The sequence below is a fragment of the Stenotrophomonas rhizophila genome, assembly GCF_003751305.1.
GTDB classification, from domain to species: domain Bacteria; phylum Pseudomonadota; class Gammaproteobacteria; order Xanthomonadales; family Xanthomonadaceae; genus Stenotrophomonas; species Stenotrophomonas rhizophila_B.
The window spans coordinates 493,979-510,033 of record NZ_RJKV01000002.1 but is presented as its reverse complement, the minus strand read 5'-3'; the positions used below and the strand labels follow the sequence as shown (position 1 = coordinate 510,033).

14 protein-coding genes are annotated in these 16,055 nt (G+C 66.8%); 5 read left to right on the top strand and 9 right to left on the bottom strand.

The window, feature by feature from the left end; genetic code table 11:
- Nucleotides 1-64 precede the first annotated feature (64 nt).
- Nucleotides 65-2,182: a S9 family peptidase gene (locus EDF74_RS10850; protein ID WP_123730141.1), complete on the bottom strand. Its 2,118-nt coding sequence runs from the start codon at nucleotides 2,180-2,182 to the stop codon at nucleotides 65-67.
- Nucleotides 2,183-2,293: 111 nt separating this feature from the next.
- On the opposite strand from EDF74_RS10850, the gene EDF74_RS10845 reads away from it, so the two are divergent.
- Complete coding sequence (locus EDF74_RS10845) at nucleotides 2,294-3,490, top strand: pyridoxal phosphate-dependent aminotransferase (RefSeq protein WP_123730140.1); 1,197 nt, start codon at nucleotides 2,294-2,296, stop codon at nucleotides 3,488-3,490.
- 166 nt (nucleotides 3,491-3,656) lie between these two features.
- On the opposite strand, the gene EDF74_RS10840 is transcribed toward EDF74_RS10845, so the two are convergent.
- Both EDF74_RS10840 and EDF74_RS10835 read right to left on the bottom strand, forming a co-directional pair.
- Nucleotides 3,657-5,753 carry a prolyl oligopeptidase family serine peptidase gene (locus tag EDF74_RS10840; protein WP_123730139.1) on the bottom strand — a complete coding sequence of 699 codons (2,097 nt, stop codon included), beginning with the start codon at nucleotides 5,751-5,753 and terminating at the stop codon, nucleotides 3,657-3,659.
- A 34-nt stretch (nucleotides 5,754-5,787) separates the two neighbouring features.
- Complete coding sequence (locus tag EDF74_RS10835; RefSeq protein WP_123730138.1) at nucleotides 5,788-6,120, bottom strand: hypothetical protein; 333 nt, start codon at nucleotides 6,118-6,120, stop codon at nucleotides 5,788-5,790.
- A 197-nt stretch (nucleotides 6,121-6,317) separates the two neighbouring features.
- On the opposite strand from EDF74_RS10835, the gene EDF74_RS10830 reads away from it, so the two are divergent.
- Nucleotides 6,318-6,929, top strand: coding sequence for a lipocalin family protein (locus tag EDF74_RS10830; protein WP_123730137.1), 612 nt, complete (start codon nucleotides 6,318-6,320; stop codon nucleotides 6,927-6,929).
- A 148-nt stretch (nucleotides 6,930-7,077) separates the two neighbouring features.
- Here the strand turns inward: EDF74_RS10830 and EDF74_RS10820 are convergent, their stop codons facing one another.
- The 3 genes from EDF74_RS10820 to EDF74_RS10810 all read right to left on the bottom strand — a co-directional run bounded on the left by EDF74_RS10820 (nucleotide 7,078) and on the right by EDF74_RS10810 (nucleotide 9,800).
- Nucleotides 7,078-7,767: a methionine ABC transporter permease gene (locus EDF74_RS10820; protein WP_123730136.1), complete on the bottom strand. Its 690-nt coding sequence runs from the start codon at nucleotides 7,765-7,767 to the stop codon at nucleotides 7,078-7,080.
- Nucleotides 7,764-8,771, bottom strand: a complete 1,008-nt coding sequence (locus EDF74_RS10815; protein WP_123730135.1) for a methionine ABC transporter ATP-binding protein — start codon at nucleotides 8,769-8,771, stop codon at nucleotides 7,764-7,766. Before EDF74_RS10815 ends, EDF74_RS10820 begins: the two co-directional genes overlap by 4 nt.
- Before the next feature lie 132 nt (nucleotides 8,772-8,903).
- Nucleotides 8,904-9,800: a DMT family transporter gene (locus tag EDF74_RS10810; RefSeq protein ID WP_123730134.1), complete on the bottom strand. Its 897-nt coding sequence runs from the start codon at nucleotides 9,798-9,800 to the stop codon at nucleotides 8,904-8,906.
- A 79-nt stretch (nucleotides 9,801-9,879) separates the two neighbouring features.
- Between EDF74_RS10810 and EDF74_RS10805 the strand changes: the two genes are divergently transcribed.
- Nucleotides 9,880-10,362, top strand: coding sequence for a YajQ family cyclic di-GMP-binding protein (locus tag EDF74_RS10805; protein WP_123730133.1), 483 nt, complete (start codon nucleotides 9,880-9,882; stop codon nucleotides 10,360-10,362).
- 285 nt (nucleotides 10,363-10,647) lie between these two features.
- Here EDF74_RS10805 and EDF74_RS10800 read toward each other — a convergent pair whose 3' ends face one another.
- From EDF74_RS10800 to EDF74_RS10790, 3 genes are all read right to left on the bottom strand, one after another.
- Complete coding sequence (locus EDF74_RS10800) at nucleotides 10,648-11,748, bottom strand: helix-turn-helix domain-containing protein (RefSeq protein ID WP_123730132.1); 1,101 nt, start codon at nucleotides 11,746-11,748, stop codon at nucleotides 10,648-10,650.
- Nucleotides 11,749-11,836: 88 nt separating this feature from the next.
- The gene (locus EDF74_RS10795; RefSeq protein WP_123730131.1) at nucleotides 11,837-12,964 is read right to left on the bottom strand and encodes an NAD(P)-dependent alcohol dehydrogenase; all 1,128 of its coding nucleotides are present in this window, start codon (nucleotides 12,962-12,964) and stop codon (nucleotides 11,837-11,839) included.
- A gap of 14 nt (nucleotides 12,965-12,978) precedes the next feature.
- On the bottom strand, nucleotides 12,979-14,442 hold the full coding sequence (locus EDF74_RS10790) for a benzaldehyde dehydrogenase (protein ID WP_184997206.1): 1,464 nt from the start codon (nucleotides 14,440-14,442) through the stop codon (nucleotides 12,979-12,981).
- Nucleotides 14,443-14,652: 210 nt separating this feature from the next.
- Between EDF74_RS10790 and EDF74_RS10785 the strand changes: the two genes are divergently transcribed.
- Together EDF74_RS10785 and EDF74_RS10780 are read left to right on the top strand one after the other, a co-directional pair.
- On the top strand, nucleotides 14,653-15,231 hold the full coding sequence (locus tag EDF74_RS10785; protein ID WP_123730129.1) for a DUF1415 domain-containing protein: 579 nt from the start codon (nucleotides 14,653-14,655) through the stop codon (nucleotides 15,229-15,231).
- A complete protein-coding gene (locus EDF74_RS10780) occupies nucleotides 15,222-16,022 on the top strand; it encodes an SDR family oxidoreductase (RefSeq protein ID WP_123730128.1) in 801 nt (266 codons plus the stop codon). The genes EDF74_RS10785 and EDF74_RS10780 overlap by 10 nt, the downstream gene beginning before the upstream one ends.
- The last annotated feature ends 33 nt before the right edge of the window (nucleotides 16,023-16,055 follow it).

The window sequence follows — 16,055 nt, the reverse complement described above, 5'->3', positions numbered from 1 at the left end:
CGACACGAGATCGTCGGCCAACGGAAATCGCCGACCCGCCGAGGTTGCCGGCCGCCGGCCGGCATTACCGGGATGTGGTCACGCCAAGCTGGTCGAGCACGAACGCGTACGACTCGGCCAGCTCGTGGTAACGCTGGAAGCGGCCGGACTTGCCACCGTGGCCGGCTTCCATGTTGGTGCGGAACACGATCGGGAAGTGGCCGGTGTTGTCATCGCGCAGTCTGGCCACCCACTTGGCCGGCTCCCAGTACTGCACCTGCGAATCCCACAGGCCGGTGCCGACGAACAGGGCCGGGTACGCCTGCTTGCTGACGTTGTCGTAGGGCGAGTACGTGAGCATGTAGTCGTAATACTCGCGCTGCTCCGGGTTGCCCCACTCGTCGTACTCGTTGGTGGTCAGCGGGATGCTGGCGTCGAGCATGGTGGTGACCACATCGACGAACGGCACCTGCGCGACCATCACGCGATAGTCCTGCGGCGCCTGGTTGGCCACCGCGCCCATCAGCAGACCACCGGCGCTGCCACCGGAGGCGGCGACGCGATCCTTGGCGGCATAGCCCTGACGGACCAGCTCGCGGGTGACATCGACGAAATCGTTGAAGGTGTTCTGCTTCTTGAGCAGCTTGCCGTCCTCATACCACGCACGGCCCATTTCCTGGCCGCCGCGAATGTGGGCGATGGCATACACCACGCCGCGATCGAGCAGGCTGACCACGGTCTGGTTGAAACCCGGATCCATCGACATGCCGTAGCTGCCGTAGGCGTACTGGTACAGCGCGCCGGTGCCGTCCTTCTTGAAACCGTTGCGGTAGACCAGCGACACCGGCACCTTGACGCCATCGCGGGCCGTCACCCACACGCGCTCGGTGGTGTACTGCGACGGGTCATAGCCGATCACCGGCTGCTGCTTGAGCTGGCGGCGTTCACCGGTGACGGTGTTGAGCTCGTAGGTGGTGGTCGGCGTGGTCAGCGAGGTGTAGGCGTAACGCAGCCACGGGGTGTCGTGCTCGCTGTTGGCGGCCAACCCCATCGAATAGGCCGGCTCATCCGCCTTGACATAATCCTGGCGGCCATCCGGGAACAGCAGGCGCACGCGCTCCAGGCCGTTGGAACGCTCGGCGATCGCGGTGAAGCCGTCGAACAGTTCGAAGCCTTCGATCAGCACGGCGTCATCGTGCGCGACCCAGTCCTTCCACTGGCTGCGCGCGGTGGCATCGCTGGGTGCGGTGACGATCTTGAAGTTCTTCGCATCCGCAGCGTTGGTGCGGATCACCCAGCGACCGTTGAAGTGGTCGGCGTCGTATTCCACATCGCGCGCACGCGGCGCCAGCACCGTGAACGCCTGCGGGTCGGCAGCCGGGGCGTAGCGGGTTTCCGAGCTCACCGTGCTGTGCAGCTCGATGGTCAGGAAACGATCATCGCGGGTGCGGCCGACGCCCATGTAGAAGCTGTCGTCCTTCTCTTCATACACGAGCACATCGCTGCTGGCCGGGGTGCCCAGGACGTGCTTCTTGACGCGCACGGTGAGCAGGGTGTCCGGATCATTCTCGACATAGAACAGGGTGCGGTTGTCATCGGCCCAGACCACGTTGGGCGAGACGTTCTCGATGCGATCCGGCAGCACCTCACCGGTGCGCAGGTCCTTGAAACGGATCACGTACTGGCGGCGGCCGACATCGTCCTCGGCCCAGGCCAACAGGTGGTTGTCCTGGCTGACATCGGCATCGCCCACGTTGAAGTAGCCCTTGCCCTCGGCCATCGTGTTGATGTCGAGCAGGATCTCTTCCGGCGCCTCCATGCTGCCCTTGCGGCGCGCCTGGATCGGGTAGTCCTTGCCGGTTTCGAAGCGGGTGTAATACCAGTAGCCGCGGTCACGCGAGGGCACGCTGGCATCGTCCTGCTTGATGCGGGCGACGATCTCCTTGTACAGGGTGTCTTCCAGTGGCTTGAGCGGGGCCACCACCTGATCGGTGTAGGCGTTCTCCGCATTCAGGTAGGCCAGCATCTTCGTGTCTTCGCGCTTGTCGTCGCGCAGCCAGTAGTAATCGTCGCTGCGGGTCGCGCCAAAGGGAGCCTTCACCGTGTGCGGGTGCTTCTCGGCGTCGGGCGGAGTCAGCGCGGGGGCGGCGTGCACGTTGGAGGTCATGAGGCTGGCAACCAGTAAACAAAGGGCGGGTTTCACGAGATAAGGTTCCTGGCGGGGGAATGCAATGGCGTCCGTGTCCGTGCAGTCTGTGCTGGCGGGTGGGCCAGCAGCAAGCCTGTCGTTGGTCACTGCGCCTATCATCAGGCCATGGATACTTCCCGCACGCCCCCGACCGGCACCGGCTACAGCCGCCGCAGCCAGGACATCGAACCCTTCCACGTCATGTCGCTGCTGGCCCGCGCGCAGGCGCTGGAGCAGGCTGGCCACGATGTGATCCACCTGGAGATCGGCGAGCCGGACTTCACCACCGCCGCACCGATCGTGCGCGCCGGCCAAGCCGCGCTCGCGGCCGGCCACACCCGCTACACCGCGGCCCGCGGCCTGCCCGCGCTGCGCGAGGCGATTGCGGGGTTTTATCAGGATCGCTACCAGGTACACATCGACCCCGAGCGGATCCTGGTCACGCCGGGTGGCTCGGGCGCGCTGTTGCTGGCCAGCAGTCTGCTGGTCGATCCCGGCAAGCACTGGTTGCTGGCCGATCCCGGCTACCCGTGCAACCGGCACTTCCTGCGGTTGGTGGAAGGGGCCGCGCAGCTGGTCCCGGTCGGGCCCGAGACGGCCTACCAGCTGACACCGGAGCTGGTGGCACGGCAGTGGAACGCGGACAGCGTGGGTGCGCTGGTCGCCTCCCCGGCCAATCCGACCGGCACCGTGCTCTCGGCGGCGCAGCTCGCGGCGCTGTCGCAGTCCCTGAAGGCACGCGGCGGGCATCTGGTGGTGGATGAGATCTACCACGGCCTCACCTACGGCATGGACGCCGCCAGCGTGCTGCAGGTCGATGATGAAGCGTTCGTTCTCAACAGTTTCTCCAAGTACTACGGGATGACCGGCTGGCGCCTGGGCTGGCTGGTGGCGCCGCCGCAGGCGGTCCGTGAGCTGGAGAAGCTCGCGCAGAATCTGTACATCAGCGCCTCGAGCATCGCCCAGCATGCGGCGCTGGCGTGTTTCGAGCCGGACGCGATCGCGATCTTCGAGCAGCGGCGCGCGGCGTTCCGCGAGCGTCGCGATTACCTGCTGCCAGCGCTGCGTGCGCTGGGCTTCCGCATCGCAGTGGAGCCGGAAGGCGCGTTCTATCTCTACGCCGACGTAAGCGCCTTCACCGATGATGCGCAGGCGTTCTGTGCGCATTTCCTGGAAACGGAGCATGTGGCGTTCACGCCGGGCCTGGACTTTGGCCACCACCGCGCCAACGCGCATGTGCGGCTGGCCTACACGCAGGACGTGCCTCGCCTGGAAGAAGCGGTGCGGCGCATCGCGCGCGGGCTGGAAACATGGGTGCGGTGAGCGGCCCATAAAAAAAACGCCACGCATCGCTGCGTGGCGCTGAACATGGGGTGGAGCCAACCTGACGCCCCACCACCCGGAGTCTTCTCCAGGGGGCTACAACGTCTGCGGCAGGCTCACTCCCTGCCGGCTGCTCGACCGCCCCTGGCCGTCGAGCACCCCGAGCTTACTTGGAGAGCTGCTCCCACAGGAAGCTATAGGCCAAAGCCGACATATGCGCGGCCTGCGCATTGTTCGCCGCACCGCCGTGACCACCTTCGATGTTCTCGTAGTAAGTCACGTCCTTGCCGGCGTCGATCATCTTGGCCGCCATCTTGCGGGCATGCGCCGGATGCACACGGTCATCGCGGGTGGAGGTGGTGAACAGCACCGGCGGGTAAGTCTTGCTGGCATCGAACAGGTGGTACGGCGAGAAGGTCTTGATGAACGCCCAATCGGCCGTATCCGGATTGCCGTATTCGGCCATCCACGACGCGCCGGCCAGCAGGTGGCTGTAACGCTTCATGTCCAGCAGCGGAACCTGCACCACCACCGCACCGAACAGCTCCGGGTACTGGGTCAGCATGTTGCCGGTGAGCAGGCCACCGTTGCTGCCACCCTGCACGCCCAGGTGCTTGGCCGAGGTGATCTTGCGGCTGACCAGATCGCGTGCGACCGCGGCCATGTCTTCATACGCCTTGTGACGGTTCTGCTTGAGCGCCGCCTGGTGCCAGCGCGGACCATACTCGCCACCGCCGCGGATGTTGGCGACCACGTACACGCCGCCCTTCTCCAGCCACGCGCGCCCCATGCCACCGGAGTAGGACGGGGTCAGCGAGATCTCGAAGCCACCGTAGCCATACAGCAGCGTCGGGTTGGAGCCGTCCAGCTTCATGTCCTTGCGATGCACCACGAAGTACGGCACGCGGGTGCCATCCTTGCTGGTGGCGAAGTGCTGCTCGATCACCTTGCCATCGGCGTTGAAGAACGCCGGCATGGTCTTGAGCACTTCAGGCTGCTTGCCGATCTCGGCAATGGCCAAAGTGGTCGGGGTCAGGTAATCGGTGACGGTCATCCACACCGCATCGCTGTCATCGGCATCCACCGCGCCGACGGCCACGGTGCCGAACGACGGCGCACCGGTGAAGGCCGTCGTCTTCCAGCCGGTGTCGCCCGGCGTCAGGACACTCAGGCGGCTCTTCACGTCGTCCAGCACGTTCAGGACCAGATGGTTCCTGGTCCAGCTGGTGCCGGCCAGCGAGGTGGTCTCGGTCGGCGCGAACAGCACGTCGAAGTCACGCTCGCCGGCAAGGTAATCGTCCAGCTTGGTGGCCAGCAGCGAGCCGGCGGCGTAGGTCTTGCCGCCCACGGTCCACGGCTCGCGCAGCTCCAGGGTCAGCCACTGCTTGCGCAGGCCCTTTTCGGCCGAGTTCGGCGCATCGATCTTGGTCAGCTTGCCATCGTCGGCACGCAGGTAGAGCTCGTTGTTGTAGAAGGCCAGCGTGCGGCTGACCAGGTTGCGCTCGTAGCCGGGGGTATCGTCGTGCATGGCCGCGATGTACATGTCATCGGGCTTGCCTTCGTAGACCACCGAGGCCGAGGTCAGCGGGGTGCCGCGCTTCCACAGCTTGGCCACGCGCGGATAACCGGAGGTGGTCATCGTGCCGGTACCGAAATCGGTATAGACGAACACGGTGTCGCGGTCGATCCAGTTCAGGCCGCCCTTGGACTCGGGGCGGAAGAAGCCGTCCTTGATCCAGGTCTTGTTGGCCAGGTCGAACTCGCGGGTGACATCGGCATCGGCGCCGCCGCGCGACAGCGCGATCAGGCAGCGCGAATAGTCCGGGCGCAGGCAGTCGGCGCCGTGCCAGACCCAGTTCTCGCCCTCGGCCTTGTTCAGTGCATCCAGGTCCAGCACGGTTTCCCACTGCGGCGAGGCCTTGCGGTACTCGGCCAGCGTGGTGCGGCGCCACAGGCCGCGCTCGTGCTGCTTGTCCTTCCAGAAGTTGTAGTAGTAGTCACCGATCTTCTGCACGCCGGGAATCTTGGCGTCGGAATCGAGCACCTCGCGGATGCTGGTCTCCATCTGCTTGAAGGCCGGCGTCGAGGCCAGGCGGCCTTCGGACTTGGCGTTCTGTTCCTTGACCCACGCCAGCGGTTTGTCGCCGGTGACGTCTTCAAGCCAGGCGTACTTATCCGCGGGGGCGTCAGCGGCCATGGCGGTTCCCGCCGCACCGGCGGAGATCAGACCTGCCACGAGGCAGGCGGAAGCGAATCGTGACATTGCAGCTCCAGGCGTTCATAGCCTTGGGACGCTATCACACCGGCTGGCCGCGGCTCACGTGTCGAAGGTCAGGCCGCGCCGGACGCACCAGCGGGCGCCGCCGGCGCAGGGCCTGCGGCCCGCGGCGGCGGCGGGCGGTCCGGTTGAGCAGGCCGGCCAGCGGCAGGCGGAAGCGATGCAGGCTCCACCAGGCCATCAGCGGCATGCCGATCAGCCACATCGGCAGCCAGCCGATCCACTCGCTATGCCCCCGCGCGGCCGGCCAGACCAGGACCAGGGCCATCCCGGCGAGGGCAACCTGCCTGACGCAACGCAGCACCCGGGGATCCGGACGGTCGGACAAACGCGGGGAAGACGACAGGGTCATGACACAGCTCCGTGCGAAAGTGATGCGTCACCTTGCCGCGCCGCCATCTCAAGGGCTGCGACCTTGTACGGCACGGTGTCGGAAGGGTCGCCGGTGTCGCGTCAGTGTGAATCGGTCACGCAACCGCTGCGCCGCCATTGACGTTCTCCGCTGTCCCACCCACCATGCCTCTGCCAGCCACTGGAGCCACCCGCCGCATGTCTTCGAACCGCCCGCTTCGCGCTGTCCTGTTGGTCTCCTCGATGGCATTGCTGTCTGCCTGTGCGTTCCGCCATGAGACCAAGCCGGAACCCGCGCCGACCCCGGTCGCCGTCGACAGCGCCGGTGCGCCGATCGACCTGCAGCGTTTCATGGGCACCTGGTATGTGATCGGCCGGGTGCCGAATCCCATCGAACGCGGCCACGTCGCCAGCGTCAACGAATTCCGCCTGCGTGGCGACCAGAAAGTGTCCATCACCTACCGCTACCGCAACGGCTTCTCCGAACCGCTGCAGGAGCTGACGGTGCGCGCTTCAGTGGACGAAAAGAGCGGCAACCACAACTGGCGCACCTGGTTCTACAAGGTCGTGCCGACCCACACCCGCGTGCTGGAAGTCGCGCCGGATTATTCGTGGGCGATGCTCGGCTACCCGGGCCGCGAGATGGCCTGGGTGTTCGCGCGCCAGCCGGACATGGACAAGGAGCTCTACAAGGAGCTCGCCACCCGCCTGCGTGACGATTACGGGGTCAACACCGACAAGCTCAAGCGCGTGCCGCAGCACCCCGAGCAGGTGGACCGGCTGGGCTTTGAAGTGCCGAACGTCCGATAAGGGCGGCGGTCAGGGCGCCTCGCGCGGCTGCACCCTGCGCTCGATTTCCTGCCGGGTCGGCAGCGTCTTCAGATCGTACTCGGCCTGGAGGGCCAGCCACGACGCGGCGTCGAGGATGGCGTACCGACCAATGGTCGGTACCTACCGGTTACTTCCGGCTGTAATGCCCCACCAGGCGGTCGCCGATCATCTGCAGAATCTGTACCAGCACCAGCAGCAGCACCACGGTGACCAGGGCCACGTCGGTATGCGAACGCTGATAGCCGTCGCGGAACGCCAGGTCACCCAGGCCACCCGAGCCGATCGCACCGCCCATCGCGGTGAAGCCGATCAGGGCGATCACGGTGACGGTGGCGCCAGCGATGAGGCCAGGCCGCGCTTCAGGCAGCAGCACCCGGGTGACCAGCTGCCAGGTGGTCGCGCCCATCGCCTGGGTGGCTTCGATCACGCCGCGGTCCACTTCGCGCAGCGCGGTTTCGACCAGGCGCGCATAGAACGGCGCCGCGCCGATCACCAGCGGCACGATCGCACCGCGGACGCCGAGCGAGGTACCCATCATCCACAGGGTGAGCGGGATCAGCACGATCATCAGGATGATGAAGGGGACCGAACGCAGCAGGTTCACCAGCAGCGCGAGCGCGCCATACAGCACCGGCTTGCGGTGCAGCTGCGGCGAGCCGGTCAGGAACAGCAGCACGCCCAGCGGCAGGCCGATCAGCAGGGTCAGCGGCAGCGAGCCGCCGAGCATCAGCAGGGTATCCAGCGTGGCCTGGCCGATATCAGCCCATTTGCCGGCGTCGAGATGGCGGAAGAACCCGCCTGCGGTAGCCAGGATCATCGGCGCAGCTCCTCAAGGTGGACACCGGCAGCGACAAAGCCGGCCTGTGCGGCCTGCACGTCGCCCCCGACCAGCGACACGGTCAACTGGCCATACGGGGTGTCCTTGATCCGGTCGATACGGCCGGACAGGATGTTGTAGTCCACGCCGGTCTCGCGCGCGATGCGCCCCAGCAGCGGTTCGTAGGTGTCCGCGCCAAGGAAGGTCAGGCGCACGATGCGCCCGGCGACGGCCTCGAAGTCCTTGTGCAGCTCGCCCTCGTCCACCTGTTCGGACTCGCTCACGAAGCGGCGGGTGGTCGGGTGCTGCGGGTGCAGGAACACCTCGGTGACCGGGCCGGTCTCGACCAGGTGGCCGGCATCGAGCACCGCAACGCGGTCGCAGACACGGCGGATCACGTCCATCTCGTGGGTAATCAGCACGATGGTCAGGCCCAGCTCGCGGTTGATCTTGCCGAGCAGTTTGAGCACCGAGGCGGTGGTCTGCGGGTCCAGTGCGCTGGTGGCCTCATCGCACAGCAGGATCTGCGGGCGGGTGGCCAGGGCGCGGGCGATGCCGACGCGCTGCTTCTGGCCACCGGACAGCTGCGCCGGGTACTTGTTGGCGTGCGCTTCCAGGCCGACGGTATGCAGCAGTTCGTTGACGCGCGCGTCGATCTCCGCCCGCGGCGTCCCCGCCAGCTCCAGCGGGAAGGCGACGTTGGAGGCCACCGTGCGCGACGAGAGCAGGTTGAAGTGCTGGAAGATCATGCCGATTTTCCGGCGCAGCACGCGCAGACCCTCGGCATCGAGCGCGGTGACATCCTCGCCATTGATCAGCAGGCGGCCGCCGGTGGGCTCCTCCAGCCGGTTGATCAGCCGGATCAGGGTCGATTTGCCCGCGCCGGAATGGCCGATGATGCCGAACACTTCGCCGGCCTCGATGGTCAGATCCAGCGGCTGCAGCGCGGCAATCGCGCGGCCGCCGACGGCATAGGATTTGTGCAGGCGCTGGAACTCGATCACTTCGCGGTCAACCGGGGCATCGACGGGAGGGGGCGTGCAGCCTACCAGCGCGGGACGGCCTTGGCCCGCGCGGCAGGATCGAATCATATTCCGTTTGATTATAAGGCGGCGTCATGGCCCACCCGGGCCGGCTCAGGGGTGGTCCAGCGGTCTGGGCGGTTGGATCTGGCGGACCCGCTCCCGGTGCAGCAGGTACAGGCCGGAGGCCACGATGATCGCCGCGCCCAGCCAGGTGACCGAGTCGGGCAGCGCGCCCCAGAACAGCAGATCCCAGCCGATCACCCAGACCAGCCCGGTGTACTCGAGGGGGGCGATCATGGAGGCTTCGCCCAGCTGGAAGGCGCGGGTCAGGGCCACCTGCCCCCCTGCCCCGGCCAGGCCCATGCCGGCGATCAGCGCGGCATGGCCCAGCTGCAGTGGCCGCCAGTCGGGGATCGCCAGCAGACCCGCGCCGACGGCCATGATCACCAGGAACCACACCACCATCGACTGGGGGGTGTCGGTGCGGGTCAGCATGCTGACCGTGATCGCGGCCAGTGCGTAGGCGGTCGCAGCCAGCAGGACCATCAGCCCGGGCAGCGAGATGAAGCCGCCGACGCCGGGCCGCAGCACGACCAGCACGCCCACCAGGCCGATCCCGATGGCGATCCAGCGGCGCGGGCCGACCTTCTCCCCGAGCAGGGGCACCGACAGCGCGGCAATCAGCAACGGGGCAACGAAATAGATGGTGTAGGCCGTGGACAGCGGCAGGCTGCGCAGGGCGTACACGAAGCAGCCGATCATCGCCATGCCGAGCACGCCGCGCAGCAGGTGCAGGACCCAGCGCTTGGGCACCAGCGAACGCGGGCCGGCGGTGGCCAGCACCCAGACCAGCACGAACGGCAGCGAGGCCGCGCCGCGAAGGAAGGTGACCTGCAGGGTGGGGTAGCTGGTGGCCAGCTGCTTCATGCCGGCATCCATCAGCGAGAAGCAGGCCACGGCCATCAGCATCCAGGCAACGGCGCGGGAGGGGGAGCGTTGGGTGTTCATGGCCCATTATCGCCGCCGGGGACGGGCCGTCCATGGCGGGTTGGTTAGAATGGGGCATTCACCCGTTGGAGTTCTCCCCATGCCCTCTTTTGACGTCGTTTCCGAAGTCGACACCCACGAGCTGACCAATGCGGTCGACCAGGCCAACCGCGAGCTGTCCACGCGCTTCGATTTCAAGGGGGTGGACGCCAAGTACGTGCTGGAAGACAGCGTGATCAGTCAGTCCGCACCGAGCGATTTCCAGTTGCAGCAGATGACGGACATCCTGCGTCAGCGCCTGACGGCGCGGAAGATCGATGCGGCGTGCCTGGAGTTCGGTGATATCGAGTCGAATCTGGCCGGCGCGCGGCAGAAGATCACGGTCAAGCAGGGGATCGAGCAGAAGGTGGCCAAGAAGATCGCGGCGAAGATCAAGGAGGCCAAGTTGAAGGTGGACAGTCAGATCAATGGCGACAAGCTGCGGGTGACGGGCAAGAAGCGCGATGATCTGCAGGATGCGATGGCGCTGTTGCGGAAGGAGACGTTCGAGGTGCCGCTGCAGTTCGATAATTTCCGCGATTGATCTTGGCCGAAGGACTGTAGCGAAAAGCGCTGGCGATTCATTGCTGGCGCGCTGCGTCGGGTAGGGCCAGGCCTTGCCCGGACCCGCCGTGAACCCATCCATGGGGGCTCATGTCGCGGCATCCATGCCGCTCATGGTCCAGGCAAGGCCTGGCCCTACCCGCCGCCCCGACAATGCGTCACCGGATCGGCGAGCAAAGCGGTAGTGCCGGCCCGTGGCCGGCAACCTCGTTGCGCAGATCGAAAAGATGCGGCTTCCGGCGTATGTACCGCCGGGCGCTGGTCATTACGCGCGAATCAGCTTGTACAGGGTGGTGCGTGAGATGCCGAGCTGACGTGCGGCGGCGCTGACGTTGCCCTGGTGGGCGGCCACGGTCTCGCGGACGTGCTGTGTGTTCTGCGCGCGCAGTGATGCGTTCGTGGCGTTGGCATGCTGCACATCGAGCTTCACGCTTGCATGCGGTGCGAGTGGTCCGCGCAGGTACTGCACGTGCACGGCGGTGTCGTCATCCAGGCGGACGCGATGGGCAGGGCCGCTCTGCAGCAGGCGGCGGCGCTGGTGGGGGCTGGCGCCGGCAAACAGGCCGTCCAGGGTGAGAACGGGCAAGTGGCCGCGACGCGGCAGTCCGAACAGGCGGCGGGCGACGCGGTTGGCGGCGCGCACATGGCCGTCTTCTTCGATGGCCAGCAGGCCCTGCAGCGGTGAGTGCAGCCAGCGGGTGTCGTGTTGCACGGCCAGCAGGTGGCAGGGGCGGTGGTCCTGCATGAGGCGGTTCTCGGCCGACAGCGCGGCCTGGCGGAAGTAGCCGTGCAACAGCTCGGCATCGCGCTCGCCGGTGCCGGTGATGTCCAGTGTGCCCAGTACTTCGCCATCCAACCCATGCAGCGGGACGCTCAGGCAGAACACCGAGGCGAAGCGGTCGAGATAGTGCTCGTTGCCGCGCACCAAGGCGGGCGCGTCTTCGGCCAGGCTGCAGGCCGGTGCGGTGGTGCCGATGTCGATCTCGCGCAGGCGGCGACCGATCTGGATCGGGCGCAGCACCGGCACGTCGGCCAGGCCATGTTCGCGCTGGGCGACGACCAGGCCGTCGGCGTTGACGCAGAACAGGGTCCATTGGCGGCCACCGAAGGCGGCCCAGAGGTGGTCCATGTCCTCGCGCACACAGCGTGCGAGGCGGCGGTCGGCAGGGTCGTCGAGGCGCATGGCAGCCGCGGCAAGAGGCGCGTAGTACGGCTCCTGCCGCGGCTGCACGCCGGCCTGGCGCGAGCGCTCCCAGGAGCGCTGCACCGGCGGGCTGACCACGCTGTCCATCAACGCGCCGCCCTCGGCGAAACGCTGACGGGCGGCGGCCAATACCTGCTGCTGTTCCAGAACCATCGCGGCCATCGGTCGATCTCCACCTCGAACCGACAGCCTACTCCCGCAAAGCTGACTGGTACGTCGTCGCAGGCATGCATGCCTGCGACGGACCGTTTCACCCGCCGATGGTCAGGATCGGCTTGAGGGTGACACCGCGGGTGCTGTCCTCGGCGGCCTGGTTGATCTGATCCAGCGGGTAGAACTTGACCAGCTTGTCGAACGGGAAGCGGCCCTGCTGATACAGCTGCACCAGCTGCGGAATGAACACTTTGGGCACGCTGTCGCCCTCGACGATGCCACGGATGCTGCGTCCGCCGAGCAGCAGGTTGTTGACGTCGAACTCGGCCTTGGTGCCCAGCTTCGGCGCGCCTACCACGCCGATCACCCCCAGCCCGCCGAGGGCCTCGATGCCCTGCGCGAGCACCTCCGGACGACCGGTGGATTCCAGTGCGAAGTTCGCGCCGCCGCCGGTGATCCCGCGCACCGCTTCAACCACATCGACCTCGCGGCTGTTGATCACGTGCGTGGCGCCCAGTTCCTTGGCCAGCTCCAGGCGCGAAGGCACCACATCGATGGCGATGATGGTCGTCGCACCGGCCACGCGTGCGGCCATCACCGCGCTCAGCCCGACCGCGCCGGCACCGAAGCTGGCGAAGCTGCTGCCGGCGGTCACCTTGAGCGAGTTGATCACCGCACCGGCACCGGTCTGGATGCCGCAGCCAAGCGGGCCGAGCAGTTCGATCGGCGCATCGTCGGGCACCTTGATCGCGTTGTTTTCGCGGCTCAGTGCGTAGGTAGCGAACGAGGACTGCGCGAAGAAGTGATCGTGCAGCGGGTTGCCGTCCGGGTCCTGGATCGCGGTGGAGCCGTCCAGCGCACCGCCACCGAAGTTCAGGCCGAAGAAATCCTTGCAGTAGGCGCCGTGGCCGCCGCTGCAGGGATTGCAGTGACCGCAGGCGCCGTAGGTCAGCACGACATGGTCGCCCACCTTGAGGTCTTTCACGCCCGGGCCGAGCGCTTCGACGATGCCCGCGCCTTCATGGCCGAGCACCGCCGGCAGCGGCACGGGGTAGTACTGGTCTCGCACGATCAGGTCGGTATGGCACAGGCCGGTGGCGACTACGCGGACCAGCACTTCATCGTCCTGCGGGCCACGGATGCGCGCCTTCTCGATCGTGAAGGGCTGTTCTTTTTCGCGCACCACGGCCACGGTGATGTCGCGCAGTTCTGCTGTTGCGGTCATGAGAATCTCCTGGATCAGATCGGGTACGCGGGCGCTTCGCCCTTGACGGTCATCCACTGCCACTGGGTGAACTCGTCGATGTTGGACGGGCCACCGATGCTGGTGCCGTTGCCCGAGGCGCCAACGCCACCGAAGGGATTGATCACCTCATCGTTCACGGTCTGGTCGTTGATGTGCAGCAGGCCGGTGCGCAGCCGTTCGCCCAGCTTCAGCGCGCGGCCCACGTTGCTGGACACGATCGCCATCGACAGGCCGTACTCGCTGTCGTTGGCCAGCTCCACCGCCTCGTCATCGGTATCGAACGGCACCACGACCGCGACCGGCGCGAAGATCTCTTCGTGGAAAGCCGGGTTGTCGCGGCTCACATCGCTGAGCACGGTCGGCTCGAAGAACAGATCCTTGTAGCCACCACCGGTGGCCAGGGTGGCACCGGCGGCCTGCGCCTCGGCGACGATGCGCGCGGCGTGGTCGCGCTGCTGGGCATTGATCAACGGCCCGATCGCCACCTCGCCGTCGGCCGGATTGCCGACCTTGAGCGATTTCGCCTTGGCCACCAGCTTTTCCAGGAAGCGCGCATGGATGCTGCGCTGGACCAGCACGCGGCCGGTGGCCATGCAGATCTGGCCCTGATGCAGGTAGACGCCCCACGCCGTGTTGGCGATGGCCAGATCCATGTCCGCATCGTCGAGCACGATCAGCGAGTTCTTGCCGCCCAGTTCCAGCGACACTTTCTTCAGGTGTTTACCCGCCGCTTCACCCACCTTGCGCCCGGCACCGGTGGACCCGGTGAACTGGATCATCGCGATGTTCGGGTCACTGGTCAGCGCCGCACCGGCCGCACCATCGCCCGGCAACACATGGAGCAGGCCAGCAGGCAGACCAGCCAGTTCGAACAGGCGTGCGATCACGAAGCCACCGCACACGGCGGTACGCGGATCGGGCTTGAGCACCACCGCATTGCCCAGCGCCAGTGCCGGGGCGACGGCGCGCATGGCCAGATACAGCGGAAAATTGAACGGCGCAATCACACCGACCACGCCGAGCGGGCGGCGGCGCGCCAGATTCAGACGGCCCGGTTCGGACGGCAGCACTTCACCGATGCAGCGCGAGGGCAGTGCCGCCGCCTCATGCAGCGCCTTGGTGTTCACCTTGGCCTCGAAGCCGGCCTTGAGTTGGGTGGAGCCACTTTCGCGGACCAGCCACTGCACGATCTCGTCGTTGTGCTCTTCGGCCAGCTGCGCGGCACGGCGCAGGACCTGCGCGCGAGTGTCATACGGGGCACTGGCCCAATCGCGCTGTGCGCTGGCGGCAGTGGCGGCCGCGCGTGCGATCTGCGCGGGGTCGGCCATCGCGATCTCACCGAGCCGCTCGCCGGTGGCGGGTTCGACCACGTCCTGGGTGCCGGCACCCGGGCTCCACTGACCCTCGAACAGCTTGCCGGACCACGTGGCCGTCGGCAGGAATGCATGTGTTGCCATCACGGAAAACTCCTTGCGTCGTGTACCCGGCCATTGGATACCTGCGGCGGGCCACTGCCTATTGGCCGTTGGCTCGATCACTGCAAGTGATTGCCGGATAAGGATTTATCAGGATGACCGGTGTCCAGTTAATGGACAGTGGAGCCGATCACCCACCCGCTTCACCGCCGCGCCGTACAATCAACAGCCCAGCCAGCGACACCGCCCGCCATGAACGATGCGTCCCTCACTGCCACCCACGATCCCATTGCCGAGACCCGGAAATGGCTGGAGCAGATCGTCATCGGCCTGAACCTGTGCCCGTTCGCCAAAGCGGTGTACGTGAAGGACCAGGTGCGCTTCGTGCTCAGCGATGCGACCACACCGGAAGCGCTGGTCGAAGAACTGGCCGAAGAGCTGATCCTGCTGCGTGACACGCCGGCCGAACAGATCGACACCACGTTGATCGTGCATCCGGACGTGCTGACCGATTTCCTGGATTACAACGATTTCCTCGACAACGCCGATGCGGCGATCGAAGCACTGGACCTGCAGGGCATCCTGCAGGTGGCCAGCTTCCATCCGCAGTACCAGTTCGCCGGCGCGGCGCCGGATGACGTGAGCAACTACACCAACCGCGCGCCCTACCCGACTCTGCACCTGCTGCGCGAAGACAGCGTCGAGCGTGCGGTCGCCGCGTTCCCGGATCCGGACGTGATCGTGGAGCGCAACATCGAAACGCTGGACAAGCTCGGCATCGAAGGCTGGACGCGCCTGCTGGGCCGCAACGACATGCCGCCGTGCCACTGACTCCGGCCATTCTCGACTGGCCGGCACAGCCGCTGCGCGATCGCGTGGTGGTGATCACCGGGGGTGCGCAGGGGGTGGGCCGTGGCATCGCGCAGTCGGTGCTGGGCGCTGGCGGAAGCGTGATGATCGCCGACCTGGATGCCGATGCCGGCAAGGCCTGTTTGACCGAATGGGCGCTGCCGGAGCGCGCGGCGTTCCAGCGCGCGGACGTGGCCAGCGAGCGCAGTGTGCAGGCGCTGATGAAGGCGACGCTGAAGCGCTTTGGCCGCATGGATGGCCTGGTCAACAATGCCGGCATCGCCAGTGCCCATGGCACGCCGTTGGCGGAGATGCCGCTGGCTGAGTGGCAACGCCGCCTCTCCAGCCTGCATGGCGCCTTCCTGTGCAGCAAACACGCCCTGCCCGCCCTGCGCGAGCACACCGGGGCCATCCTCAACATCGCCTCGACGCGTGCATGGCAGTCCGAACCGGACAGTGAAGCCTATGCCGCGGCCAAGGGCGGGCTGGTCGCCTTCACCCATGCACTCGCGTTGAGCGAAGGGCCGGCGGTGCGGGTCAACAGCATCAGCCCCGGCTGGATCACCACCGATGCCTGGCAGGCACCCTCACGCCGGCGCACGCCCAAGCTCTCGCGCCGCGATCAGGCGCAGCATCCGGTCGGCCGGGTTGGCCAGCCGCCGGACATCGGCGCGCTGGCGGTGTTCCTGCTCTCGGACCTGGCCGGTTTCATCACCGGCCAGGACCACATCGTCGACGGCGGCATGACCCGCAAGATGATCTACGCCGAATGAGCCACGTCCGGTCCGATCACGCTGCCGGGTAGT